Source organism: Paraburkholderia sp. CNPSo 3274 (genome assembly GCF_024206475.1).
In the GTDB taxonomy this organism is placed as follows: Bacteria; Pseudomonadota; Gammaproteobacteria; order Burkholderiales; family Burkholderiaceae; genus Paraburkholderia.
The window spans coordinates 1-24,164 of the sequence record NZ_JAMBPR010000009.1; the positions used below are offsets into that span (position 1 = coordinate 1).

Here is a 24,164-nt window from a genome sequence, read left to right on the forward strand (position 1 = left end):
ATCCCGCACCAATCGCGGCGCCGCGGTACGCAAACCGAAACCATTGCCTGGCACACGGAAGCAGCGCGAAGTGACGCTCGAGGACTTGAATGCGGCGGTAATGGGGACTCACCGCAATCCGGGAGGCTCGGTGCTAAAAACCCCCTCCAGATAGATATAAAGGACTGCAAAACAACCACACCCAGAACCAACCTCAACCCCGACATCTGTATTTAGCCGGGACCCCGACATCTGAAAATGGCTTTGACAGCTTCCTCGATCTGGCGCCGGTCGGTGGGCGGCTCCGGATTCCCTGCGGGGGACGAGGCCACGGCTGCGACCTCACCTTGCTGCCGGGTTGCTCGCGCAACTTGTCGAACCGCGCGCAGACGCCGCGGCCGGCGCCTTGCACCTTGCGCGGCTCGCCCAGAACGAGCATCAAGCCATCGTCTAATTTCCTTCGACTGGAGTGACATCATGAATCCGTATGCAGCAGGCACTGATGCAACAGTAGCCCTCGGTAACAACAAGCAGGGAGTGGATTACCCGGAGCTGGCCACACTCACGAAGAAGCTGCCGTTGCGCGTCTTGACGCCCGAGGAATTCGCTTTCTGGCAGCGCAACGGCTATATCGTCGTGAAGTCGGTCATTCCACAGGAGCAGGTTCAACGAACGGTCGACTTCCTGTGGGAGTTTCAGGAACTCGACCGCCACGATCCTGCCAGCTGGTTCCGTCCGCAGCGGCGGGACATCAAGATGGCTGAACTCAACAACAGTGGCATGGTGGAGGTCTACAACAATCAGGTGATGTGGGATAACCGCTCACATCAGCGAATGTATGACCTGTTCGTGGACATCTGGGACCACGAGAATCTGTGGGTCAGCATTGATCGCGCCAATCTCAACCCGCCGAACCGGAATGGGCGCGAATTCACTGGTTTCGTGCACTGGGACGTGGATTCGAAACTTCGGCCGCGACCTGTGGGTGTCCAGGGCGTCCTCGCACTTTCGAAGGCAGACAAGGAAGTGGGTGGCTTCCAGTGTGTCCCCGAGCTGTTCCATGGTTTCGACGAATGGGCGAGAACCCAACCGGAAGATCGTGATGGCTTCCGTCCGGACATGGCCGGGTTACACCCGACACAAGTCAACATGGAACCGGGCGATATGCTGGTCTTCAATTGCCTGCTTGCGCACGGCATCTGGCCCAATGTATCGGCCAACCGGGTACGCATGGCGCAATACATCATGATGGAGCCGGCTGCAGCAGAGCGTCAGGCATTGCGCGACTTTCGCGTCAAGTGCTGGTCGGAGCGCGAAGTCCCGCAAGGCTACGCTTTCCCGGGTGATCCGCGCGAATGGGAAAAGACCCAATACCCACGCGCCGAACTCACCGAACTCGGCGAAAAGCTGCTTGGCCTGAAACGCTGGTAGGAGTCAACTGTATCGCGCCCGGCTTGCGAGCCGGGTAACGTCTTTCGGACTCGAATTCCATCCGATACCGCCGTGCGAGTGCGGATGCGGTTTCGCGCAGTGATTCGTAATCGGTCACCAATGCATTGGCAACCGCATCGGCAAGATTGCCCAGATTCACAACGCCGGCGAGACCCGTTGCTTCCCATGTCCGCACATAAGCAGCATGCTTGCTTCCCTCAAAAAAATGATCAGGATGACTGATATTGATGCGAGGTAGCGCGTACGCCATCGCAACGATGCGACCGTGCAGGCTGCTGCCGCAATAGATGCGGCTTCCAGCGATCAGCGCACAGATGTCCCAGACGTTCAGCGAAGTAAACACGCGAACGTGAGCCGCGCGCAGTCGAGCCGCGAGCCGCTCGTACACCGCCAGGTCATCATGCCAGGGAGCGGCGCCCGCGCGAAACAGCACAATACCCAGGCCGTGCCCCCGCGCCGCGAGTTCGAGCTGCTTGGCTAGCGTATCGAGCGTTGCATCGTCGCCGAAGTCCGCGCTGAATTGCACGGCTGCATACCCGTGCGGGAACGCCTGCCGCGCGTCGCGCAGCGCGAGGTTTGTGGCATGCCGTCGTATTGCCGTGCCGAACAGGGCTGCCGTCATCGCGGCGGGGTCCGGTAACAGCCGGGCTTCGATGCCCCGTTCCGCGAGCAGCGCCTGGGTTTGACGGTCGCGCACGCTCACCACATCCGCGGATTGCAGCGCGGCGAGCACGTCGGCGCCCAACTGCGCATCGCGCGCATCGAGATCGACACCTCCTACCGCGTTGAACGAGAGATGCTTCACTCGCACGCCCGGCAACGCGGACTTCGAAAGCACATACGGCGCGAGCGACGCCACGCCAACATGCTGTTGCGCCCACGCGCGCCCGTCGCGCAGCCATTCACCCTCGGTGGCAATGAGCGCCGGCACGCGCTGCGGCGGTGCGAGCATCACGGCGGCCTCCCACGCATTGCAGGTCAGCAACTCGCCGCCTGCGTGAATCACATTCACGGAGCGGCCACGCGCAAAAGCGGCGATACGCGCGAGTGCGACGGTGGCTGGCCCGCCATCGCCACGCGGACCGCGCGCGGCAAGCCCGGCGAACAGCAGTTCGCGGCGTGGCAGCATGCGCGCCGCCACCTGCGCGATCAGCAGGTCGCCGAAGTTGTGCCGGTCGAACGCGCCGAAGATGACCGTGGGCGTGGAAGCCATGCGGGCCTCAGTTCGTGCTTCTGTTCAATATCCGCCAGTGCCATACTTTTTCGATCTAGAAGGCGCCGCAGCATAAAGTGGGGCCGCAAGTCAGGCCGCAACGTGCCGCTCTCCATACTGACATAAGGAAGCCTTAAGCATTCTCGGGGAAACTGTCGGCCTTGCCGACGTGTTTTCCCTGCGTATGAGAACGGTCTACTCCGAACTGAAGAGCGCGCGCCTGCGCCCTACATCCAGCCGCGTGGCCGTGCTGAAGGTGTTCCATGATGCGCCGCACGAGCATCTGACCGCCGACCAGGTCTTTCGCCGCATTACAAAAGACGTGGAGCAGTGCAGCCTCGCGAGCGTATATCGCGCGCTTGCGCAGCTGATGGAATCGTCGCTGCTCGACAGCACGTGGGTTGGCGAAACGCGCGTGGTGTACGAGCTTGGGCGTGGCGCGCCGCACGCGCATCTCGTGTGCGAGAGCTGCAAGACCGTGGTGGACATCGACGAGCCCACGCTGCAGGAACAGCACGCCGCCATTGCGGCGGCGCAGCGTTTTCGCTATACGCGTTCGAGTCTCGTCGTTTTCGGGCTTTGCGCCCAGTGCGCCGCCGCTTCATCGTGAACCGGCGCATTGTCGGCGCAAGGTTCAGAGCGTGACGACGATCTTTCCGAACTGCTCGTTCGACTCCAGATAACGGTGCGCCTCGACGATCTGCTCGAAGGGAAACGTCCTGGCTATCACGGGCCGCAGTGCGTCCGCTTCCAGGCCGTCCAGAATGAAAGTTTTGGCGCGCTCCAACCAATCGGGATTGCCAATTACCTCATGTACGAGGTAGCCGCGCAATGTCAGCGTTTTGCTCAGAACCGCGGGCAGGGGAAAGGGCGTGGGCTCGCGGCTCAGGCCGCCGTATTCGATCAGTATGCCGCCGCGCGTCATCGAAGCCGTGAGCGGCTCGAACAATGAACCGCCGATTGCGTCGAGCACGACGCGCGTGCCCTCGTTTCCCGTGATGTCAGCGAGCCGGGCGGCCACGTCTTCTTCGCGGGTGGCGATCACGTGAGCGGCGCCGGCGTCGAGCAGGGCATGACGCTTGGCAGAAGTCCGCGTTATGGCGACCGGCGTCGCGCCGACGCGATTCGCTATCTGGATCGCGGCCAGTCCAACGCTGCTCGATGCGGCCGTAATGACCACGACTTCGCCTCGCTGAAGCCCAGCGATTTCCACGAGCGCGCCATAGGCAGTGAGATATGCCATCCAGAACGCCGCCGACTGTTCCCAACCCAGTGAAGTCGGATGCCGCACCACGAATTGCGCGGGAAAATTCACGCGCTCGCCGTGAACGGGCCAACGCGCCATCGAGATCGGTGGAATGAGGCTCACCGGGTCGCCCGGCGCGAGCGACGTTACGCCCTCACCAACGGCCACCAGGACGCCGGCCGCTTCCAGCCCGATTCCCGACGGCAGCGCGGGCGTTTCGATATACGTGCCCGCGCGCATGAGCGCTTCCGCGCGATTGAGTCCGAGCGCCTTGACCCGTATCGCGACCTCGCCGGCGCCGGGCGGCGCAAGCTCGACCTCCTCGATGCGCAGCACTTCGGGGCCGCCATGCCGATGAAAGCGAACGACGCGTGCCATATGCCGACTCCTGAATGATTGGAACGAATCCACTGTAGCTACGGAAGGATCGGCGATAAATTGCGAGCCAATATCGACACTCGTAACGGATGGTTTCGAATATGGACCGCTTGACCAGCATGCAAGTGTTCGTGAAAGCCGTGGATTTGGGGTCGTTTGCGGCGGCTGCCGAGGCGCTGGACCTTTCCGCGCCGATGGTTGGCAAACATGTGCAATGGCTCGAAGCGCGTCTTGCCGTGCGGCTCATCAACCGGACCACGCGGCGCCAGAACGTCACGGCGTTCGGCCGCGCCTACTACGAGCGCTGCAAGCTGATCCTCGCGGAAGCCGACGCCGCCGACGCGCTCGCCGCCGACCAGCTCGGCGAGCCGCGCGGGCGCTTGCGCATCACCATGCCGGTGCATTTCGGTCGGCATTGCGCGATGCCTGTGCTCATGGGTTTCGCCTGCCGCTATCCGGGTATCGAACTCGATCTTTCGATGAACGATCGCTTCGTCGATCTGGCCGACGACGGTTACGACCTCGCGATCCGCACCGGAGCGCTGGGGGACAGCGCCGACCTCGTCGCCCGTCGCGTGGCGCGGCAGCGCATGACGGTGTGCGCGTCGCCCGCATGGCTTGCGGCGCATGGGAGGCCCGAGACGCTCGACGAGCTCGCTCAGCATGAAGCGGTCATGCATCGCCGCTCGGGCCGCGTGCCGCCGTGGCCCTTTACCGGTGAAGCTGAGGGCGAGCCGCCCGTCGAGATCACGCCGCCCAACCGCTTTCGTCTGGACGATCTTGCCGCGATCGCCGACGCCGTTGCGGCGGGAGAAGGTCTCGGATGGCTGCCGTTCTGGCTTGTGCGCGAGCGCGTCAGCTTTTTTGCAGGCGGCGCGATGCTCGTGCCAAACTCCGTACGTTCTCCGTACTAATCGAGGATGCGCGCGTTGCTCGACTTTCTCTGGCAGCGGTTCGCAGAGGCTTCCGGGGGCTTGGCGGCGTTTTCGCGCCAGGGCTTGCATGGCTGCTTCGTGATTGCTCGCGCAAGCAGCTTGAGCGCAGCGCCGCACGATACCGGCTAACATGACAGTCCGCCTGCAGTCTCGCACTGACTCGTAACGACCTGCACGGCGAAATAACCGGAATACAGGAGCGAAAGAAAATGCTTTTCCGCAAGACGATGTTGGCCGTAGCCGCATTCAGCGCTGTGCTGGCCAGTGCCAGCGCAAATGCCCAGATCGCGGGCGCGCAGCCCTTGAGCGTTTCGGTCGAGCAGTCGCAGGCGCTGCTCGAAGGCTGGAGCGTGAAGAAGAGCGTACTCGGCAAGCCCGTTTATAACGACGACAACGTGAAGATCGGCACCGTGCGCGACCTGATCGTGGCGCCGGACGGCTCGGTATCCGCGGCCATCGTTTCGGCGGGCGGTTTCCTCGGCGTCGGCTCGCACGATGTGGCCGTGCCCATCGCGTCGCTCGACGTGCGCCAGGGCAATCTCTATCTGCCCGGCGCAACCAAGGAAGCGCTGAAGGCTACGCCCGCGTTCCAGTACGCGAAGGTCGAATCGCCGCCGAAGCCGAAGAAGGTCGAAAAGCAGCAGTAATCCTTGGCGCCTGCACACCGTCGGGTCGCGCGAATGCTTTAGGTGGGCGCATGACCCGGCGGCTTTTTGCGCAACGCGTTTCCTGCGCCGGGTCAGGCGCGCCTCATTCGTAGCGATTCAGCATCCGCACTTCCAGTCCGGCTGCTGCAACGCCATGCCGTGGAGGCCGCGATATTCGGCGACAGGGGGCGAAGACCAGCCTTCCAGCAGTGCGGGCGCCAGCCGGTAGATCTCGATGCCGAGCGGCCGGCAGACTTCCAGCGGGTCGCGCGCATCGGGTCCCCACATCGGCAGTGAAAGGTCGCCGCCGGGGCAGGTCGAAAGCGCGCACAACAGGTCGATCTCGGCAAAAAATTCGAGGTAGTCGCCCTTCTTCGCCGGGCAGGCCTTCATGAAGTACTTGTCCTCGAGATTCAGGCCGGTGCACTGGAACACGTTGAGCACGTCGTGAACGTCGTATTCGGTGAGCCCATACGGCGCGATGGCACGCGTGAGGTTCGAGTGGCAGTGGAAATGAAAGTCCTCGCCGGTCAACATACGGTTCACGTAGGGGTCACACCGTGTGCCGAGCAGGTCGTGAACGCGCCCGCCATGCTCGTCCACGCCGTAGCCGGCCAGGCTGTCGTCGGTGATGGTGACGAGCGGGCGCAGGAAGGGCAGCGTCGACCACAGGCGGTCGAAGGTGCTCACATGCGCCTGCTGGAGCTGGCGCGTGCGCGAAGCCCACATGCGCTCGCGCGGATCGTGCCGGTTCCACAAATTGAGGTCGGCCACCTGCGGGCCTTCGATCGTCACGATGCGGAACACGTGTCCTGCGGGCACGCTCCAGGCTTGCCCCGAGCGTATCGGCACGACGATGGATTCGATTAGCTCGCGCTGCTCAGGCGTCTCGGCGATACGGCGGTAGAAGGGCTTGTTCACGTCGAGCGCGGAGCCCTTGGTCGACTGGTAGGCGGCGGGATAATTCAGCATTGCCTCGTGCTCCTGTGTGAACGACCTGTGCCTGCGTTCGCGACGCCGATGGTGCACGGCGAGGCCTTCGCGGGATGTCGTGCTGGGGAGTATAGGAATCGTTGAACGGTAAGCCAAAGATTGTTCAACAATCGGAAGCGCGCGCTTCATGCTTGCACGATGCCTTCGTGTACAGTTCGCTTACTCCATGACCGCGGCGCCGGCTTCTGAGGCGAGCGCAGCCCAACGAGACGCGACGGTACATGATCAGACTGGAAGACCTCGTCATCTTTATCAGTGCGGCGGACAACGGGAGCCTCTCGGCCGCCGCGCGTCAACTCGATCTCACGCCTGCCGTGGCGAGCGCGGGCCTGAAGCGCCTCGAAACCGAACTCGGCACGCGCCTGCTCGCACGCTCCACGCGCAGCCTGCGCCTCACGCCGGACGGCGAGCGCTATCTCGACTACGCGCGCGGCGTCACGGAGCAGGTGGAGGCGGGCCAGAACGCCGTGGCGCATGGGCGCAAGATGATCGGCGGCACGGTGTCGCTGTCGATTCCCTCCGACCTCGGGCGCAACGTGCTCGCGCCCTGGCTCGACGACTTTCAGGCGCAGCATCCTGCGGTTTCGTTCCAGGTGCACATTGGCGACCGTGTGACCGATATGTTCCGGTCGCCGGTTGCCGTGGCGGTTCGCTACGGTGTGCCCGAAGATTCCTCCCTCGTGGCGCTGCCGCTCGCGCCCGACAACCGGCGCGTGCTGTGCGCCGCGCCCGGCTATTTCGCGCGTCACGGCAAACCGGCGACGCTTGCCGATCTCTCACGCCACAACTGCCTGCGCTTCGCGCTGAGCGACACGCTGCACGACCGCTGGACCTTCTATCGCGGCGACGAAGCGAGCGTCGTGAAGGTGCACGGCAACCGCAGCAGCGATGACGGCGAACTCGTGCGCCGCTGGGCCGTGGCGGGACATGGCCTTGCGTACAAGTCGCGCCTGGACGTGCTCGCCGATATCAAGGCGGGCCGCCTCGAAACCGCACTCGACGCGTTTCAGGGCGAAGGCGCGCCGCTGCATCTCGTCTGCGCGCACCGCACGATGCTCTCGCCGACCGTCAACGCACTGCGCGATTTGCTGCGCGATCGCATTGCCGCGTTTCTTGCCTGACGTCTGATTGCGCAGTAAGTCCGCTCGCCGGTCCGATGCCGGGCCCGATCGCCATCGGGCCCGGCCTGCATGCGTCTTTCCCACCGCGCCCCGCCGCTCGATCGCTCTCGATCTTCAAAGCTGCTTTGAAGCTGAATTCGCCATTTTCCGCTAGGCACGCCGTGCGGAGTGGCCGATTATTCGTACGAACACGAACGGCGCGGAGGCGTGGATGATCGTCGCGATAGGCCGCTTTTACCTGCGAGCAGACAAGGTTTCGCATTTCGAGGCGGCCTGGCTGCGCGTATGCCCGCTGCTCACGAACAAGCCGGGTTATCGCGGGCACCGCCTCGGTCCGCAGTGCGAAGACGAAGGCTGCTACGTGCTGGAAGTGGAATGGGACAGCCTCGACGCGCAGAGCGCGTTCATGATGCACGGCGATTTCCAGACCTTCCTGCACACGCTGTGGCCGTACTTCTCGGCGGACCCCGACCTTTACCACTTCGAGCCGCTCGTTCAACAAAGCCGGTTTCCCGCAATATGACTGTCTGGAGGTATTCACGATGAAAGCGATTGGTTACTACCGCAATCTCCCTGTCAGCGACCCCGAATCGCTGATCGATCTCGAACTCCCCGACCCGCAGCCGGGCCCGCGCGATCTGCTCGTTGAAGTGCACGCGGTGTCGGTCAATCCGGTGGACGTGAAGGTGCGCGCGAGCATGGCGCCCGAAAACGGCGAGCCGAAAGTGATCGGCTGGGACGCGAGCGGCGTCGTGCGCGCCGTGGGCCGGGACGTGACGCTCTTCAAGCCGGGCGACCGGGTGTGGTACGCGGGCTCGCTGCTGCGCCCGGGCACCAACAGCGAATTGCACGTGGTGGACGAGCGCATTGTGGGCAGCATGCCGCTAAGCTTGAACTTCGCCGAGGCGGCCGCGTTGCCGCTCACCTCCATCACGGCGTGGGAGTTGCTGTTCGACCGCCTCAAGGTGCCAGAGGGCACGGCGCCGTCCGGTGAGTCGCTGCTCGTGATCGGCGCGGCGGGCGGCGTGGGCTCGGTTCTCGTGCAGTTGGCGCGCAAGCTCACGGGCCTCACGGTGATCGGCACGGCGTCGCGGCCCGAAACGTCGAAGTGGGTGAGCGAACTGGGCGCGCATCACGTCATCGATCATACGAAGCCGCTTTCGCAGGAGCTCGAGCGTATCGGCATGGAAGGCGTCGACTATATCGCGAGCCTGAATCAGACCGACCGTCACTTCGACGAGATCGTCGCCTCGATCAATCCGCAGGGGCATCTCGCGCTGATCGACGACCCGGATCTGTTCGACTTCCGCAAGCTCAAGAGGAAGAGCGTGGCCCTGCATTGGGAGTTCATGTACACGCGCTCGATGTTCGGGACGAAAGACCAGATTCGCCAGCACCACCTGCTCGACCGCATGGCTTCGCTCATTGACGAAGGCGTATTGCGCACGACGCTCAACGAGAGCTTTGGGACCATCAACGCGGCGAACCTGCGCCGGGCGCACGAACTCCTGGAGACCAACCGCTCGCGCGGCAAGCTCGTGCTCGAAGGGTTTTAACACCGACATTTGAAGGCGCGTGCGCCGTACGTTACTCAAATGCGCGGTCGAACGCACAATCGGCCGTGCCACGAGCCTGACGAACGGGCCGCTCAGGGTGCGGTTATGGTGCTCGATAATCGACACGGCGCTCAGCACGGGCGTATCCATGGTCGTGTGAGCGTCCGCGACGAGCAGCGCCTGAAAGCCCAGGTCGCCCGCGGCGCGGCATGTCGAGTCCGCGCAGGCGGACCAGATCAGGCAAATCCTGATCGACTTCAGCTACACGCCCGAGACCTTGAACAATAACGTAGCACTCTTGAAGATCGACCCGGCGCAACTCGATGCGCTGTTGCTGACACACGGGCACTACGACCACTTTGGCGGCATGGTCGGCTTTCTCCAGGCGAACCAGGGCAAGCTGAAAGCGAAGCTGCCCATTTACCTGGGTGGCGAGGAATGTTTCTGCACACGCGAGATCGGCGTGCGTCAGTTCGGCTCGCTCGACCGGCAGGCCATGCGCGACGCCAATCTAAACATCGTGTTTGCCGAGCATCCTGCCGTCGTGGCGGGTCATGCGTTCACCACGGGCTGGATTCCCCAGACCACGTTCGAGAAGCCGCTCAATCCGAGCAACATGACCGTCGGCATCCACAATGGCGTGGGCTGTGCCGCGGACAAACTACCGGCGGCCAAGCAAAACGCCACGACGATTCCCGACGATTTTCAGCATGAGCAGGGCACCGCGTATATGGTGAAGGACAGAGGTCTCGTGGTGTTGACTTCGTGTGCACACCGGGGCGTGCTCAATACCGTCAAAACGGCGATGAAAGTGTCGGGAGTGCATTGTTCCGGTGAGGTGTTCTACTCGATGGTGACTCATGCCATGCCGGGAAAGGTGCTGTGGTCATCTACCGGCACGCGCTTCACCTTCGGCGCTTGATAAGCGCTTGATAAGCGCTTGATAAGCGATAGGGCGGATATGCAGCTCGACGGCAAACAAGCCGTCGAGCTTGAGCGCGTCAGCGCGAAGTTTCGGGGCGTTTCCAGTGCGCGTTGGCGTCCTTGTCCGTTATGCGGACCTTGGCCAGCAGCGGCTTATAGCCTCGCAGGACGATCTCGCTGATCGCAAGAAGCTCGGAGCGAAAGATGTTCTCGGCGAATTTGCTGCCGTCCGCGAACTCCAGGGCGTAGCCATCGATTGGCCCCCATTGGCCTCTCGGTAACGGTTCGATATACACGTCCATCGTCAGTCTCCATTGAATAACAAGCGAATAAGAAGCGTCGTTCGTTTCAGTCTATCGCAGTGAAAGACGACTTCGTCGCAGCTTTGCGGCGCTGCAATTTCCTTCTCGTTCAACGGTTTACGCGATGACTTTCACAATAAGAGAAGGTGTCCTTCCATGTGCAATTGCTGGCCCGTATTCGGGAATGCGGAATTTGCACACACCGGGCGCGCATTGCACGATATGAAAGCGCGACGGTGCATTTACTCCGGCTCGCGCTGCGCCTGATCGCCGAGATCGATCTCATCCATGCCCTTGTTCAGCTGATTCAGGAAGTGCACGAGCGAAACCTTGTCGTCGAAGCGAAAGCTCGCGAGCGCCTGGCGATAGAACTCGTAGATCTTCGGCTGCAGGCTCTCCCAGAACACCTTGCCCTGGTCTGTGAGCACGACTTTTTTCGCGCGCCGGTCCACGGTGTCGGCTACGCGCAGCACATGCTCGTCGCGCTCCAGGCGCTTGAGCACGCCGTCGAGACTCTGGCGGCTCACCACGAGATAGTCGGCCAGTTCGGAAAACGACATGCCCTCTGCAACCTGCGGGCGCGACAGCGCGCCCAGCACCGACCACTGCACGGTCGTGATGCCGAGTGCCCTGGTCGTCTGCCGGTCGAGCGTGTTGCCTGCCTGGAACAGCCGGAAGAACAAGCGGTTGTGAATCGACGAGACGGATTGATCGTACGAAGGGTCGTTCTGGGTCATGGGCGCCTTTCGGTCGCCGCGCGAGTGCGGCGGGCAATGAGACAAATACCTGATACGAAAATAGTGAAGGGAAGTGGGCGCACCGTCTATTTGGACAATACCCCTCCTCGTGCCCTCAATATATATCATGATGTTGACGTAATTTGGAGGCTCGCCTAGAGTGTGGAAACGACGCACGAGAATATCAAGAGACATCCCCATGGCGACCTACGACCGGCTTTTGACCCCGCTTCGCGTTGGCGCGACGCTGCTCCCCAACCGCATGGTGATGGGCGCGATGCACACGCGGCTCGAAACGCTCGACCGTCCGCATGAGCGCCTCGCCGCGTTCTATGCGGCGCGCGCGGCCGGCGAGATCGGCCTGATTCTGAGCGGCGGATTCTCGCCGAATCCCGAAGGCGTGATGGAGGCGGGAGGCCCGCTCTTCAATCGCGCGGAGCAACTCGACGAGCATCGCGCCGTTACGCGCGCGGTTCACGAGGCGGGTGGAAAGATCGTGCTGCAGGTCCTGCACGCGGGCCGTTATGCAAAGGTGCCGGAGTGCGTGGGGCCCAGGGCCGCCAAGGCGAGAATCAACGCGTACGCGCCGCGCGCGCTCAGCACGGAGGAAGTGCGCGCCACCATCGGCGACTTCGCCCGCACGGCGGCGCTGGCGGTTCAGGCCGGCTACGACGGCGTCGAGATCATGGGCTCGGAAGGCTATCTCATCAACGAGTTCACGGCCGCGGTCACCAACGCGCGCGACGACGAATTCGGCGGCAGCTTCGCAGGTCGCATCCGCTTTGCCCTCGACATCGTGCGCGCCGTGCGCGCGGAAATGGGCCGCGAGCGCATGCTGATCTACCGCATCTCTTCCATCGACCTCGTGGAAGGCGGCATGAACGGCGCCGAGATCGCGGCGTTTGCGAAGGAGATCGAAGCGGCTGGCGCGGATCTCATCAACACGGGCGTGGGCTGGCACGAATCGGCGGTGCCGACCATCGCGGCGTGCGTGCCGCGCGCGGCCTGGCGCGACGCGATTCGCAACGTCAAACAGTCGGTGTCGATTCCCGTGATGGCGTCGAACCGTATCAACACGCCTGAGATCGCGGAGGAACTGATCGCCTCGGGTGTGGCCGATCTCGTTTCGATGGCGCGCCCGCTGCTGGCCGACCCCGACTTCGCGAAGAAGACGCGGCTTGGCATGGCCGACGAAATCAACACGTGCATCGGCTGCAATCAGGCTTGTCTCGACCGCATCTTCACGGAACGCACGGCGACATGCCTCGTCAATCCGCGCGCCGGGCGCGAGATCGAATTCGCGGCGGGCAAGGCCTTGCAGCCCAAACGTATCGCGGTCGTGGGCGGCGGGCCGGCCGGCATGGCGTTCGCGATCAACGCCGCCGAACGGGGCCATACGCTCACGCTGTTCGAAGCGCATGCGCGGCTGGGCGGTCAGCTGAATCTTGCGAAGGTCGTGCCCGGTAAAGCCGAGTTTCACGAGATGCTGCGCTATTTCGAGGTGCGGTTAAAGCGGCTTGGCGTGACGTTGCGGCTTGGGCAAGCCGCAACGGCCGATGAACTCGCCAGCGAGGCTTTCGACGAGATCGTCATCGCCACCGGCGTCACGCCGCGCGTCCCCGATATCGTTGGTGTCGATCATCGGAAGGCAGTGTCATATATCGACGTGCTCGCGGGCAGGGTCGAACTCGGCGCGCGCGTGGCGATCATCGGCGCGGGCGGCATCGGTTTCGACGTGGCCGAGTATCTGCTGGGCGACGCGCAGGAATCGCTGGACCGTGGCGTGTTTTTCCGCGCGTGGGGCGTCGATCCCGCGAATGCGGATGCGGGCGGCTTAACGCCTATCGACGCTCATGGTGCGCCGCGCCGTAGCGTTCACATGTTTCAGCGCAAGGAGGAACCGCTCGGCAGGGGCCTCGGCAAATCGACGGGATGGATCTTGAAGGCCCGCTTGCGCAAAGCGCGCGTGATGATGACGTCGGGCGCGACCTATGACGCGATCGACGACGAAGGCCTGCATTATCGCGTCGATGGCAAGCCACATGTGCTCGCCGTCGATCATGTCGTGCTGTGCGCGGGGCAAAATTCGAACCGTACGCTTTACGATGAACTCGTTGCGCGCGCAGCGAAACCGAAGGTGATAGGCGGTGCTGACGTTGCCGCCGAACTCGATGCGTTGCGTGCTATCGATCAGGCCACGCGGCTCGCGATGACGATGTGACGTCGCCGCTCGCGCACGCGCTAGCTCACGCGCTGGTTACGAATACGCCTTGCCCGTGAGCGGCGCGCTCCTGCGTGCGTCGCGAATGAAAATTGCCGAGAGCGCGGCGCCGGTGAGCGCAACCACACCGGCCAGCACGAACGCCGTGGCAAACGAGCCGCTGCGCTCCACCAGAAGGCCAGTCACTGCCGGCCCGATCACGCCCGAAAGGCTACCCACGCAGTGCATGCAGCCGCTCACGCTGCCCACCCTGGCGGGATGCACGACGTCCTGCACGATCGCCCAGTAGAGCGCGCCCGTCACATAGAGCAGGAAGAGCGCAATGGACATCAGCGCGATGGCCGCGACAGCCGTATGCACCAGGCCGGCAATGCATACGCACACGCCCGTCGCCGCGAGGCAAGTGGAAAGGACAATCTTGCGTGAGAGCATGAGCTTGCCGGTCCAGCGGAAGATCGCATCGGAGATCGCGCCGCCCGCCGCGAGGCCAACGGTGCCCACGAGCCAGGGCACGACGGTGGCGAGACTCATCTCGCGGATGTTGAGGTGATGCGCCTGCACGAGGTAGCTGGGGAACCAGCTCAGAAAGAAGAACAGCACGTAGTTGTAGGCGAAGAACGCCACGGCCGTCGCGATCACGAGCGGCTGGCGCAGCCATGCCGAGAGCGGCAAAGAAGCGGCGCTGTCGGGCACCGCGTGGGTCGTGTGCGCGACGCTCGGTCCCCGCCGCGCGGGCTCGGCTTCGTCGAGCGTGCTGACAAAGCGGCTTTCCGAAGGACGGTTGGCGGTGAGCAGCATCCACGCGACGCACCATATGAGGCCGATCGCGCAGATGATCCAGAACGCGGGGCGCCAGCCGAAGCTGATCGCGAGCAGCCCGATCACCGGGCCGGCAATTGCGCCGCCGAGCGGCGAGCCGGCGCTCAGGAGTCCCATGGAAGTCGCGGCGATGTCGCGCGGCATCCAGTTGTTGACCATCTTGTTCGCGCCTGCGCAGAGCGGCCCTTCGGCCATGCCAAACAGCACGCGCAGCACGAGCAGGCTCGCGAAGCCCACGGCCACGGCCGTGAGCCCGCAGAAGATCGACCACAGCCCGACCGCAAGGACATACACGATCTTCGGCCCGAGCTTGTCGCTCGCGAGGCCGCCCACGAAATTGAACAGCGCATAGCCTACGAAGAAGCTGCTGAACACGATGCCCATCTGCGCCGCATCGATGCCGAGGTCCTTTTGAACGAGCGGTGCGGTGATCGAGAGCGCCACCCGGTCGAGGTAGTTGATGCCGTAGACGAGGAATAACAGGAATACGGTTATCCATCCCATCGTGCGTTGCTTCATGTTCTGTCTCCAGTCTTTATCTATATGGGCACGCGTGTGGCTTCAGGCCGGCGCGGGGCAGGCCAGCAGCGCGTTCGTGCCGTGCCGGCGCAACGATTGCAGATGCCGGGCGAGCCGCTCGGCGAACGCCTGCGGCCAGGGCGTTGCGCCAAATACGCTCGCGTGCGAGAGGGCGGCTTGCACGGCGTCGAGCGCCGTGTTCGCGCCGCGCAGCTTCGCGGCGAGCGCGGGGGCGCCAGGATCGCTCACCACGAGCGACGTGCCCGCGTCGCTGCGCTCGGTCGCGAGGTAGTGCAGCCAGGCGGCGAGCGCGCGTTCGAGATGAGGACGCTCGATACCGCACGCCAGGCTCTCGCGCAGCGCGGGTAGCCAGCGCACCGGCACTTTCTGCGTGCCGTCCGTCGCGATCTGGCTGGTACGGTGCGCAAGCGTCGGGTTGGCAAAGCGCGCCAGCAGGTCCTGGCAGTACGCATCAACGTCGAAGCCGGGCGGGACCGTCACGGTGGCGAGCAGGTCCTCGGTCATCAGCGCGCGCACGAAGGCGGCCATGGCGGGATCGTCCATCGCGTCGGAAACCGTTTCGCGCCCGCGCAACTGGCCCACGTACGCAATCGCCGAATGCGAGCCGTTCAGGAGGCGCAGTTTCATGGCCTCATACGGGTGCACATCGCGCGTGAGCAGCGCGCCCGCGTCTTCCCACGCGGGGCGCGGGCCGCTGAAGCGGTCTTCGATGACCCACTGGGTGAAAGGCTCGCATACGATCGCGGCTTCGTCGCGCAGGCCGAGTTGCGCGGCAGCCGCGTCGAGCGACGCGGGCGTGGCGGCTGGGACGATGCGATCGACCATCGTGTTGGGAAACGCGATCGTCTCGCCGATGCGGCGCGCGAGTGCCGGGTCGAACTGCTCCGCATACTGGATCAGCAGCTTGCGCAGTGTGTCGCCGTTGGCCTGCATGTTGTCGCAGCAGACCACGGTGAGCGGCGCGCTGGCCGGGCGGCTGCGGATGCCCGCGGCGAGCACGCCAAGCGTGGTGCGCGGCGCATCGGATGTCATGAGGTCGTGGCGGATGCCTGGGTCGCTGGCGTCCAGGTCGGCGCTGGCGGGCGCGATGCTGTAGCCCTTCTCGGTCACGGTCAGGCTCACGATGACGACACCGGGGTCCGCAATCGTGCCGAGCACCCGGTCCATCGCCTCGGGTGCGTAAAGTGCGCCGCGCAGCGCGCCGACCACGCGGCTCGCCGCCGTCTCGCCGCTGCGCTCGGTCACCGCATAGAGGTAGTCCTGGGCGGCCAGCGCCTGTGGCACGCGCCGCTCGCGCAGGCTCACGCCGACGATGCCCCAGCGCGTGTCGCCGCGCTCGAGCAGCGTTTCCGTATAGAGCGCCTGGTGCGCGCGATGAAACGCACCCAGCCCGAGATGGACGATGCCGGGGCGCACGCGCTGGCGGTCGTACCCCGGTTGGCGCACGGCCATCGCGGCGTTAGTTAGTGAGCGCTCACACAGGAAGGGTGCTGTCATTGCTTTGTACCATGGTACGATTGCGAATTGCTGAAGCTTAATCCGATGTTTGATCTCATTTTATCGGGGTTAACGCTATGCAATTACTGCAAAGCGTATTTGCTACCATGGTACAAACAGTCACCCCGTTGCCCGCCATGAGCCAGACCATCATCGAACCGCAAGAGGACACCGTCCTTGCCGCGCTAAGCGGGTTCGTCGCCAATTCCGACGCTTCTTATCGCCCACAGGTGCATGCCTTTCTGCGCGACGCCATCGTGCGCGGCACGCTGCCGCCGCACGCCAGCCTTTCCGAAGCCGCGATTGCCGAAGCGCTGCAGGTGAGCCGCACGCCGGTGCGCGAAGCGCTTGCGCAACTCGCCGACGAACATCTCGTGAACATCTACCGCAAGGTCGGCACGATCGTCGCGCCGATCTCCGTTTCGCAGCTCGAAGAGGGACGCTTCGCGCGCAGCACGCTCGAATGCGCGAACCACGTGCAACTGGCCCAGACCATCACGCCCGGCCAGCTCACGGAGTTCGGCCGTATCGTCGACGACCAGCGCGACGCCGTCGCGCGCGGCGACGTGGACCGCTTCTTCGATCTCGACGAGCTGATGCACCGGCGCCTCTTCGAATTCGCGGGCCGCTCGCATGTGTGGGAAATGCTGCAGCCAATGAAGCGCCAGTTCGACCGCGTGCGCTGGCTGCTGCTCGACCGTGTGGCGGACCATGCGCAGCGCGCGCTGCGCGAGCACGAACTGATCCTCGCGCATATGGCCTCGCGCAACTTCGCGCAACTGGGCGCCACGGTGGCGAGCCATATCGACCGCGTGGGCTCGCATCTGCCGGAAGTGCAGGCGCGCGTGCCCGGCTATTTCGTCGAATGAAAGAGAGTGGAGACAGCAATTGAAGATTGAACGGTTGCAGACGATCGTCACCTGCCCCGGCCGCAATTTCGTGACCGTGAAGATCGTGACCGACGAAGGCGTGTACGGTCTTGGCGACGCTACGCTCAACGGCCGCGAGCTGGCCGTGCGCTCGTACCTCGAAGATCACGTGTTTCCGTGCCTCGTGGGCCGCGATCCCCGCAATATCGAGGACATTTGGCAATACCTCTATCGTGGTGCGTACTGGCGGCGCGGCCCGGTCACGATGACGGCGATCGCCGCGATCGACATGGCGCTCTGGGATATCAAGGGCAAGCTTGCGAACATGCCGGTGTATCAGCTGCTAGGCGGCAAGAGCCGCGAAGGGCTGATGGTCTACGGCCACGCAAACGGGCGCGACCACGAAGAAGCCATTGACGCGGTGCGCCAGCATGTGGAGGAGGGCTACCAGGCGATTCGCGTGCAGTCGGGCGTGCCCGGTCTCGACAAGGTGTATGGCGTGGGCAAGGTCAAGGGCGAGTACGAGCCCGCCCAGAAGGGGCTGCCGCCCGAAGAGCCGTGGGACACGGCGCTCTATCTGCGCCATACGCCCGAACTCTTTCGCAAGGTGCGCGAGGCCGTGGGCTTCGGCCCGCATCTGCTGCACGATGCGCACCACCGCCTCACGCCGATCGAGGCCGCGCGCCTTGGCCGCGACCTGGAGCCGTATCGCCTCTTCTGGCTCGAGGACGCGACACCGGCGGAGAACCAGGAGAGTTTCCGCCTGATCCGCAGCCACACCAGTACGCCGCTCGCGGTGGGCGAGGTGTTCAACTCGATCTGGGACTGCAAGGACCTGATACGCGAACAGCTCATCGACTATATCCGCGCGACCATCGTGCACGCGGGCGGCATTACGCATATGCGCCGCATTGCCGATTACGCGGCCATGTACCAGGTGCGCACGGGCTTTCATGGCGCCACCGATCTTTCGCCGGTCTGCATGGCCGCCGCCGTGAACTTCGGCCTGTGGGCGCCGAACTTCGGCATTCAGGAACTGATGCCGCACAACGCGCTCACGAATGCCGTGTTCCCGCATCAGTACCGCTTCGAGAACGGCTTCCTCGTGATGGACGACGCGCCGGGGCTCGGCGTGGACATCGACGAGACGCTGGCCGCGAAGTATCCCTATGAACGCGCCTACCTGCCGGTCGCCCGTCTGCGCGATGGGTCGATGTGGAACTGGTAAGCAAGCCTGATCAAATATACATGGAAGCGTCTGCTATGTTGAGCGTCGTAGTCGATCGACCGAACAGCCTCGCCGTGCGCGAGATGCCCACGCCCACGCCCGCAGCGGGAGAAGTGCGCGTGCGGGTGCGTTATGCGGGCATCTGCGGCTCGGACCTGCACATCTATCGTGGGCACAATCCGTTCGTGTCGTATCCGCGCATCATTGGCCACGAGTTCGTGGGCCGCATCGAGTCCGTGGGCGAGGGTGTCGATGCCGCGCGCGTGGGCGAACTCGTGGCCGTCGATCCCGTCATTAGCTGCGGGCGTTGCCACGCATGCCAGATCGGGCGGCAGAACGTGTGCCGTAATCTCGTCGTGTTGGGCGTGCATCGCGACGGCGGTTTCAGCGAGTACGTGTGCGCGCCCGCGCGCAACGCGTACCGCATTCCCGAGCGTATCGCGCAATCGTGCGCGGCGATCGTGGAGCCGTTTGCGGTGGCGGCGAACGTCACGGCGCGCACCGGCGTGCTGGACAGCGACGTCGCGTTGATTTACGGCGCGGGCACCGTGGGGCTAACGATCCTGCAGGTGCTCAAGCGCGTGTACGGTGTGCGTGCGTTCATTACGGATCAGCTCGACGAGCGGCTCGAACTCGCACGCGACTGCGGGGCGCAAGCCGACGAAACGATCAACACGCGCAACGAGCCGCTTGCCGACGCGCTGCGCGCGCGCGGCGTGGCAGACGGCCCAACGCTGATTTTCGACGCGGTGGGCCATCCGTCCATACTCGAAGAAGCGGTGCGGCTCGCGGCGCCTGCGGGACGCATCGGGCTGCTCGGCTTTTCGTCGACGCCTTCGGCCATCGCGCAGCAGGAGCTGACGAAAAAGGAGCTCACGTTGTGCGCCTCGCGCCTGAACTGCGCGATGTTCCCGACCGTGATCGACTGGCTGGAGCGCGGGCTCGTCACGCCGGAATCGATCATCACGCACAAGGTGGATTTTCGCGAGGTGAGCAGCGCGTTTGAGCTGGCGGAGCACAATCCGCGCGAAACCTGCAAGGTGTTGCTCGACTTCGGCGCGTAAAATACGGGGCATTCGTGCAACAGAATTTCATCGCGTATGCTCCCCCGAATACTCGTTAGCGCTTGCCTGCTTGGCCGCCCGGTTCGATACGACGGCTCGGCGAAAACCGTTGCGCATGCACTGATCGAGCAGTGGCAGCGTGAGGGACGACTCGTGCCCGTTTGCCCGGAAGTCGCAGGCGGGTTCGGCGTGCCGAGGCCGCCTGCAGAGATCGCAAACGCCGCTTCGGGCGGCGCTGTGCTGGCAGGGATCGTAAAGGTGATCGATGCGCGCGGCGAGGATGTCTCGGCGCATTTCATCGAAGGCGCACGCGTCGCGCTCGAACTGGCGCTTGCGCACGACTGCCGCTACGCGTTGCTGACCGATGGCAGCCCTTCGTGCGGCAGCCGGGCCATTTACGACGGCAGCTTCGCGGGCCGCAAACACGCGGGCGCAGGTGTGACGACTGCATTGCTGCGTCAGCACGGCATCGAAATTTTCGCGGAAACGGAAATCGAAGCGCTCCACGCGCGACTCACGCAGGCAAGTGCGTAACATGATAACCACGACGATAGCCGCGACGATACCACGCAATCAAGCATCCTCACCGCTACCGGCTTCCTTCACGATCCATTGATTGAAAGCGCGCATGGCGGGCGTCGCAGTTTTCCCCTTTTGTGACGTGAGCCAGTAGCTGCCCGCCTGCACCTCGATATCGAAGGGCCGCACGAGCCTGCCCGCCGCGAGATCGCGCTCGAACATCGAAACCGGAGCGAGCGCGATGCCCGCGCCCTGCATCGCCGCTTCCACCATGAGCCGCGACGAATCGAATACTGGCCCGCGCACGGGGCGCGGCGCGAGCCCGGCGGCTTCGAACCAGAGCGTCCAGTCGTCGGCGCGATACGAGCGCAGCAGTTTTTCGTTGGCGAGATCGGCGGGGCGATGCAGACGTTGAGCGATATCGGGCGTGCAGAGCGCGGCGAGCGGCGCGTCGAACAGCTTCGCGGCGCGCGAACCCGGCCAGGTGCCGTCGCCGAACCGAATGGCGAAGTCGAGACCTTCGCCCGCGAGATCGACGAGATTGTTATTCGTCATGATGCGCAGCTCGACGAACGGATGCGCGTCGTGAAACGACTTCAGGCGCGGCATCAACCATCCCACCGCGAAGGTCCCCACGGCCCCCACGGTCAGTACCTCGTGAAAGTGGCCGCCCTCGAACTGACGCAACACGGCTTCGATGCGGTCGAATGCGTCGGTGAGCACGGGGCGCAGCGCGAGACCTTCGTCTGTGATCGCAAGGCCGCGCGGCAGGCGTTTGAAGAGCGTTGCGCCAAGCCGCTCCTCGAGCGTGCGGACCTGCTGGCTCACGGCCGCCTGGGTGACGTTCAACTCGCTCGCCGCGCGCGTAAAGCTTAAGTGCCGCGCCGACGATTCGAACGCGCGCAAGGCATTGAGGGGCAGATACGTTCGCATGATCGAGCCATAAGTTTTTCTGGGGCAAGACGCAATTTATCATCGTTTGTCATCTCGCGGAGAACACGCGATAGTTGCGACTCTTCAGGGAGAGGCCATGATCACGCGACGTAGATTCACGATGACGATGTTAGGCAGTGCGATAGCTGGCGTTGCATCTCAGGCATTCGGCGCAACGGTGGAACAGGCGCCGGAAGCGGGCGCGGCGCTCGCTGGCACGCTGGAAAAGCAGCTCGCCGCCATCGAGGCGCAGGTAGGCGGACGGCTCGGCGTGGCGATGCTCGATACGGCGAACGGACACGTGCGCGGCTGGCGCATGCACGAGCGCTTTCCGATGTGCAGCACATTCAAGGTGTTGCTCGCATCGGCCGTGTTGACGCGCAAGGATTACGGCAAGGAAGACCTCGCGCGCAAGATCGTGTATTCGCCCGCGCAAGTCGTGTCGTATTCGCCCGTGAGCGGACCGCGCGCAGGCGGCGAGGGCATGACGGTCGCCGAGCTGTGCGCAGCCGCGCTCACGCGCAGCGACAACACGGCGGCCAACCTGCTGCTGGAAAGCATTGGCGGCCCTTCGGCGATTACGGCCTTCGCGCGCAGCATTGGAGACCCGGTTACGCGCCTCGACCGCAACGAGACCACGCTCAACGAAGCGATACCAGGCGACCCGCGCGATACGACCACACCTGCCGCCATGGTCGCGAACCTGCGCGAATTGCTGCTGGGCGAGCGTCTTTCCGCGGCATCGCGCGAGCAGCTCATTGCATGGCTCGTCGCCAACAAGACTGGCGACGCGCGTTTGCGCGCGGGCTTGCCGAAGGACTGGCGCGTGGGCGACAAGACCGGCACGGGCGACCAGGGCACGGCGAACGATGTGGCAATTGTTTGGCCCACCGGGCGCGCGCCGATCCTCGTCACGACGTATCTTACGGGCGCCACGCACGCGAGTTCAGCGCAGCGCGATGCGGCGATCGCGCAGGTCGGAGTATGGGTGGCGAGTGTCTAACGAAATTGATACGGTATCCTGATCGTATGGGGGAAAATCGTATGAGAACAGACCGATCGTTCGCTCTCCGTGCGCTTTCCTTACGCGTTGTTATATTTGCAACATCGACTTAATTTTTTGGCGTCGATGTCGTCAATACAGATGACCTCTCACTACGGCGTCCCCCATGTCATTCCTTACCAGAATCAAAATCGGCCCGCGTCTCGGCGCGGGCTTTGCCATTGTGTTGCTCCTGCTCGGCGCAGTGGGCGGGATCGGGCTCCTTCAGGCGTCGCGCATATTCGACGGCACGGAGGAAATCGGCACGAACTGGCTGCCCAGCGTCGAGACGCTCGGCAATATGCGCAATCAAGCGCAGGACGTGCGTCGCACGTCGCTGCGCATGCTGATCGCCAGCGACGCCAGCGAGAAGGTCTCGCTGCACGACCGTCATGCCCAGATGATCAGCCAGTTCGGCACCATGCTGGACAACTACTCGAAGCTGGTCTCCTCGGCCGAGGAGCGCCGCTTGTTCGATTCGATCGGCACGGCCTGGTCGCACTACGTGGACGACGACAAGAAAGTCGAGGCGCTCGCCAATTCGGCTGACGGAGGCTCGGCCGATGCGCGCGCAGCGATTTCGACCGCGTCCGCGCAATCGTTTCAATCGGTCATGGATGTCATCAACCAGGACGTGACCCTCAATCACAATGGCTCGACCGCCGAAGTCGCCACGGCGAAGGCGGCGTACCACAGCGCGGTCGCCTGGACCATCGCGCTGATCGTGATCGCCATCGGCTTTGGTGCGACGATTGCGCTCTTCATCACGCGTTCGATCACGGGCCCGATCGCTCGGGCCGTGGACGTGGCCGAAACAGTGGCGCGCGGCGATCTGACCGCACGCATCGATGTGGACGGCACCGACGAGGCGGCCCAGTTGCTCGGCGCGCTGCGTCACATGAACGAGCGGCTTGTCGACCTGGTGGGCCGCGTGCGCACGGGCAGCGAAGGCATTGCGACGGCTTCTGCGCAGATTGCGGCGGGCAACACCGATCTGAGCCAGCGCACCGAAGAGCAGGCCGCTTCGCTCGAAGAAACGGCGGCGAGCATGGAAGAGCTCACGGCGACTGTCAAGCAGAACGCCGATAACGCGACCCAGGGCAACACGCTGGCGGGTCAGGCTTCGCAAACGGCCACGCGCGGGGGCGAAGTGGTGGGGCGCGTGGTCGATACGATGCGCGATATCGCGAACAGCTCCGAGCAGGTCGCGCAGATCATCTCGGTGATCGAGGGCATCGCATTCCAGACCAACATCCTGGCGCTCAACGCGGCGGTGGAAGCGGCGCGTGCAGGCGAGCAGGGCCGCGGCTTCGCGGTCGTGGCCGGCGAAGTGCGCACGCTCGCGCAGCGCAGCGCGACGGCGGCGCGCGAGATCAAGGAACTCATCAGCATATCGGTCGAGCGCGTGAACAACGGCACGGCGCTCGTGGACGACGCAGGCCGCACGATGGGCGAGATCGTGCAATCGGTCAAGCGCGTTGCCGATCTGATGAACGAGATTTCGGCGGCCTCAGGCGAGCAGCGCACCGGCATCGAGCAGGTCAACCAGGCGGTCACGCAGATGGACGAGGTCACGCAGCAGAACGCGGCGCTCGTCGAAGAAGCGTCGGCGGCGACGCAGTCGATGTCCTCGCAGGCAGCGGCGTTGCGCGAGCTCGTATCGGTGTTCAATATCGGTTCTGCGGGGCGCGCGGCAACGACGAGCATCGCGCCGATGACGAAGGTCGTTGCGAGCGCAACGGTCAAGCGTCCCGCACCTTCGAGGCTCGCGCCCGTGCGTGCCCCCGCTGCTCCCGCTCCGAAGCCGGATCGCCGTGAACCGGCAACGGCCACGTCCGATGACGACTGGCAGACCTTCTGATGGTCTTCTGAGGTAGCGCGCTTAAAGCGCACTTCAAACGCCCCGGTCAGCAGCACAACCGGGGCGTTGGTATTTTGATGCGGAAAGC

23 protein-coding genes are annotated in these 24,164 nt (G+C 64.1%); 15 read left to right on the plus strand and 8 right to left on the minus strand.

Translation table 11 applies throughout. The features are described from left to right. The first annotated feature begins 456 nt into the window (after positions 1-456). A complete protein-coding gene (locus M3I54_RS07870; RefSeq protein ID WP_254334466.1) occupies positions 457-1,410 on the plus strand; it encodes a phytanoyl-CoA dioxygenase family protein in 954 nt (317 codons plus the stop codon). Here the strand turns inward: M3I54_RS07870 and M3I54_RS07875 are convergent. Next, positions 1,367-2,644: a polysaccharide pyruvyl transferase family protein gene (locus M3I54_RS07875; protein WP_254334468.1), complete on the minus strand. Its 1,278-nt coding sequence runs from the start codon at positions 2,642-2,644 to the stop codon at positions 1,367-1,369. The genes M3I54_RS07870 and M3I54_RS07875 overlap by 44 nt on opposite strands. A 184-nt stretch (positions 2,645-2,828) precedes the next feature. Here M3I54_RS07875 and M3I54_RS07880 point away from each other — a divergent pair, with 184 nt between their 5' ends. Further along, a complete protein-coding gene (locus tag M3I54_RS07880) occupies positions 2,829-3,254 on the plus strand; it encodes a Fur family transcriptional regulator (RefSeq protein WP_254334470.1) in 426 nt (141 codons plus the stop codon). 24 nt (positions 3,255-3,278) lie between these two features. Here M3I54_RS07880 and M3I54_RS07885 read toward each other — a convergent pair whose 3' ends face one another. After that, the gene (locus M3I54_RS07885) at positions 3,279-4,268 is read right to left on the minus strand and encodes a zinc-dependent alcohol dehydrogenase family protein (protein WP_254334472.1); all 990 of its coding nucleotides are present in this window, start codon (positions 4,266-4,268) and stop codon (positions 3,279-3,281) included. A 101-nt stretch (positions 4,269-4,369) separates the two neighbouring features. Between M3I54_RS07885 and M3I54_RS07890 the strand changes: the two genes are divergently transcribed. Next, positions 4,370-5,182 carry a LysR family transcriptional regulator gene (locus M3I54_RS07890; protein ID WP_254334473.1) on the plus strand — a complete coding sequence of 271 codons (813 nt, stop codon included), beginning with the start codon at positions 4,370-4,372 and terminating at the stop codon, positions 5,180-5,182. A gap of 230 nt (positions 5,183-5,412) precedes the next feature. Then, positions 5,413-5,850 (plus strand): PRC-barrel domain-containing protein, encoded by a 438-nt coding sequence (locus M3I54_RS07895; protein WP_254334475.1) that lies wholly within the window; start codon positions 5,413-5,415, stop codon positions 5,848-5,850. A gap of 117 nt (positions 5,851-5,967) precedes the next feature. Here the strand turns inward: M3I54_RS07895 and M3I54_RS07900 are convergent, their stop codons facing one another. Further along, positions 5,968-6,822 (minus strand): DUF1989 domain-containing protein, encoded by an 855-nt coding sequence (locus tag M3I54_RS07900; protein ID WP_254334477.1) that lies wholly within the window; start codon positions 6,820-6,822, stop codon positions 5,968-5,970. Between the two features lie 242 nt (positions 6,823-7,064). Here M3I54_RS07900 and M3I54_RS07905 point away from each other — a divergent pair, with 242 nt between their 5' ends. From M3I54_RS07905 to M3I54_RS07925, 4 genes are all read left to right on the plus strand, one after another. Further along, complete coding sequence (locus M3I54_RS07905) at positions 7,065-7,964, plus strand: LysR family transcriptional regulator (protein WP_254334479.1); 900 nt, start codon at positions 7,065-7,067, stop codon at positions 7,962-7,964. A gap of 211 nt (positions 7,965-8,175) precedes the next feature. After that, positions 8,176-8,487, plus strand: a complete 312-nt coding sequence (locus tag M3I54_RS07910) for an antibiotic biosynthesis monooxygenase (protein WP_254334481.1) — start codon at positions 8,176-8,178, stop codon at positions 8,485-8,487. A gap of 19 nt (positions 8,488-8,506) precedes the next feature. Continuing rightward, the gene (locus M3I54_RS07915) at positions 8,507-9,520 is read left to right on the plus strand and encodes a zinc-binding alcohol dehydrogenase family protein (protein WP_254334483.1); all 1,014 of its coding nucleotides are present in this window, start codon (positions 8,507-8,509) and stop codon (positions 9,518-9,520) included. A gap of 277 nt (positions 9,521-9,797) precedes the next feature. Continuing rightward, complete coding sequence (locus tag M3I54_RS07925; protein ID WP_254334486.1) at positions 9,798-10,442, plus strand: MBL fold metallo-hydrolase; 645 nt, start codon at positions 9,798-9,800, stop codon at positions 10,440-10,442. A gap of 79 nt (positions 10,443-10,521) precedes the next feature. On the opposite strand, the gene M3I54_RS07930 is transcribed toward M3I54_RS07925, so the two are convergent. Both M3I54_RS07930 and M3I54_RS07935 read right to left on the minus strand, forming a co-directional pair. Beyond that, complete coding sequence (locus M3I54_RS07930) at positions 10,522-10,746, minus strand: hypothetical protein (protein WP_254334488.1); 225 nt, start codon at positions 10,744-10,746, stop codon at positions 10,522-10,524. Between the two features lie 242 nt (positions 10,747-10,988). Continuing rightward, positions 10,989-11,483, minus strand: coding sequence for a MarR family winged helix-turn-helix transcriptional regulator (locus M3I54_RS07935; protein ID WP_254334495.1), 495 nt, complete (start codon positions 11,481-11,483; stop codon positions 10,989-10,991). 199 nt (positions 11,484-11,682) lie between these two features. Here M3I54_RS07935 and M3I54_RS07940 point away from each other — a divergent pair, with 199 nt between their 5' ends. Continuing rightward, on the plus strand, positions 11,683-13,704 hold the full coding sequence (locus M3I54_RS07940; protein ID WP_254334497.1) for an FAD-dependent oxidoreductase: 2,022 nt from the start codon (positions 11,683-11,685) through the stop codon (positions 13,702-13,704). Positions 13,705-13,740: 36 nt separating this feature from the next. On the opposite strand, the gene M3I54_RS07945 is transcribed toward M3I54_RS07940, so the two are convergent. Next, entirely contained in the window at positions 13,741-15,042 is a 1,302-nt protein-coding gene (locus tag M3I54_RS07945) for an MFS transporter (protein WP_254334499.1), read from the minus strand. Positions 15,043-15,084: 42 nt separating this feature from the next. After that, positions 15,085-16,560, minus strand: coding sequence for a mannitol dehydrogenase family protein (locus M3I54_RS07950; protein WP_254334501.1), 1,476 nt, complete (start codon positions 16,558-16,560; stop codon positions 15,085-15,087). Positions 16,561-16,697: 137 nt separating this feature from the next. On the opposite strand from M3I54_RS07950, the gene M3I54_RS07955 reads away from it, so the two are divergent. From M3I54_RS07955 to M3I54_RS07970, 4 genes are read left to right on the plus strand one after another with little or no spacing between them, the layout of a single operon-like run. Continuing rightward, positions 16,698-17,429 (plus strand): GntR family transcriptional regulator, encoded by a 732-nt coding sequence (locus M3I54_RS07955; protein WP_254334503.1) that lies wholly within the window; start codon positions 16,698-16,700, stop codon positions 17,427-17,429. A gap of 19 nt (positions 17,430-17,448) precedes the next feature. After that, positions 17,449-18,657 (plus strand): D-mannonate dehydratase ManD, encoded by a 1,209-nt coding sequence (manD, locus tag M3I54_RS07960; protein WP_254334505.1) that lies wholly within the window; start codon positions 17,449-17,451, stop codon positions 18,655-18,657. A gap of 35 nt (positions 18,658-18,692) precedes the next feature. Then, a complete protein-coding gene (locus M3I54_RS07965) occupies positions 18,693-19,721 on the plus strand; it encodes a Zn-dependent oxidoreductase (protein WP_254334507.1) in 1,029 nt (342 codons plus the stop codon). A gap of 36 nt (positions 19,722-19,757) precedes the next feature. Further along, positions 19,758-20,255: a DUF523 domain-containing protein gene (locus M3I54_RS07970; protein ID WP_254334508.1), complete on the plus strand. Its 498-nt coding sequence runs from the start codon at positions 19,758-19,760 to the stop codon at positions 20,253-20,255. Between the two features lie 39 nt (positions 20,256-20,294). Here M3I54_RS07970 and M3I54_RS07975 read toward each other — a convergent pair whose 3' ends face one another. Next, a complete protein-coding gene (locus M3I54_RS07975) occupies positions 20,295-21,173 on the minus strand; it encodes a LysR family transcriptional regulator (protein ID WP_302058875.1) in 879 nt (292 codons plus the stop codon). A 100-nt stretch (positions 21,174-21,273) separates the two neighbouring features. Here M3I54_RS07975 and bla point away from each other — a divergent pair, with 100 nt between their 5' ends. After that, positions 21,274-22,176: a class A beta-lactamase gene (bla, locus tag M3I54_RS07980; protein ID WP_375542116.1), complete on the plus strand. Its 903-nt coding sequence runs from the start codon at positions 21,274-21,276 to the stop codon at positions 22,174-22,176. 166 nt (positions 22,177-22,342) lie between these two features. Next, on the plus strand, positions 22,343-24,076 hold the full coding sequence (locus M3I54_RS07985; protein ID WP_254334510.1) for a methyl-accepting chemotaxis protein: 1,734 nt from the start codon (positions 22,343-22,345) through the stop codon (positions 24,074-24,076). Positions 24,077-24,164 lie beyond the last annotated feature (88 nt).

What these genes read in the sequence shown, in the direction of transcription:
- M3I54_RS07870 (WP_254334466.1), top strand. Translation starts at nt 457, where the DNA reads ATGAATCCGTATGCAGCAGGCACTGATGCAACAGTAGCCCTCGGTAAC.
- M3I54_RS07875 (WP_254334468.1), bottom strand. Translation starts at nt 2,644, where the DNA reads ATGGCTTCCACGCCCACGGTCATCTTCGGCGCGTTCGACCGGCACAAC.
- M3I54_RS07880 (WP_254334470.1), top strand. Translation starts at nt 2,829, where the DNA reads ATGAGAACGGTCTACTCCGAACTGAAGAGCGCGCGCCTGCGCCCTACA.
- M3I54_RS07885 (WP_254334472.1), bottom strand. Translation starts at nt 4,268, where the DNA reads ATGGCACGCGTCGTTCGCTTTCATCGGCATGGCGGCCCCGAAGTGCTG.
- M3I54_RS07890 (WP_254334473.1), top strand. Translation starts at nt 4,370, where the DNA reads ATGGACCGCTTGACCAGCATGCAAGTGTTCGTGAAAGCCGTGGATTTG.
- M3I54_RS07895 (WP_254334475.1), top strand. Translation starts at nt 5,413, where the DNA reads ATGCTTTTCCGCAAGACGATGTTGGCCGTAGCCGCATTCAGCGCTGTG.
- M3I54_RS07900 (WP_254334477.1), bottom strand. Translation starts at nt 6,822, where the DNA reads ATGCTGAATTATCCCGCCGCCTACCAGTCGACCAAGGGCTCCGCGCTC.
- M3I54_RS07905 (WP_254334479.1), top strand. Translation starts at nt 7,065, where the DNA reads ATGATCAGACTGGAAGACCTCGTCATCTTTATCAGTGCGGCGGACAAC.
- M3I54_RS07910 (WP_254334481.1), top strand. Translation starts at nt 8,176, where the DNA reads ATGATCGTCGCGATAGGCCGCTTTTACCTGCGAGCAGACAAGGTTTCG.
- M3I54_RS07915 (WP_254334483.1), top strand. Translation starts at nt 8,507, where the DNA reads ATGAAAGCGATTGGTTACTACCGCAATCTCCCTGTCAGCGACCCCGAA.
- M3I54_RS07930 (WP_254334488.1), bottom strand. Translation starts at nt 10,746, where the DNA reads ATGGACGTGTATATCGAACCGTTACCGAGAGGCCAATGGGGGCCAATC.
- M3I54_RS07935 (WP_254334495.1), bottom strand. Translation starts at nt 11,483, where the DNA reads ATGACCCAGAACGACCCTTCGTACGATCAATCCGTCTCGTCGATTCAC.
- M3I54_RS07940 (WP_254334497.1), top strand. Translation starts at nt 11,683, where the DNA reads ATGGCGACCTACGACCGGCTTTTGACCCCGCTTCGCGTTGGCGCGACG.
- M3I54_RS07945 (WP_254334499.1), bottom strand. Translation starts at nt 15,042, where the DNA reads ATGAAGCAACGCACGATGGGATGGATAACCGTATTCCTGTTATTCCTC.
- M3I54_RS07950 (WP_254334501.1), bottom strand. Translation starts at nt 16,560, where the DNA reads ATGACAGCACCCTTCCTGTGTGAGCGCTCACTAACTAACGCCGCGATG.
- M3I54_RS07955 (WP_254334503.1), top strand. Translation starts at nt 16,698, where the DNA reads ATGAGCCAGACCATCATCGAACCGCAAGAGGACACCGTCCTTGCCGCG.
- M3I54_RS07965 (WP_254334507.1), top strand. Translation starts at nt 18,693, where the DNA reads ATGTTGAGCGTCGTAGTCGATCGACCGAACAGCCTCGCCGTGCGCGAG.
- M3I54_RS07970 (WP_254334508.1), top strand. Translation starts at nt 19,758, where the DNA reads ATGCTCCCCCGAATACTCGTTAGCGCTTGCCTGCTTGGCCGCCCGGTT.
- M3I54_RS07975 (WP_302058875.1), bottom strand. Translation starts at nt 21,173, where the DNA reads ATGCGAACGTATCTGCCCCTCAATGCCTTGCGCGCGTTCGAATCGTCG.
- M3I54_RS07985 (WP_254334510.1), top strand. Translation starts at nt 22,343, where the DNA reads ATGTCATTCCTTACCAGAATCAAAATCGGCCCGCGTCTCGGCGCGGGC.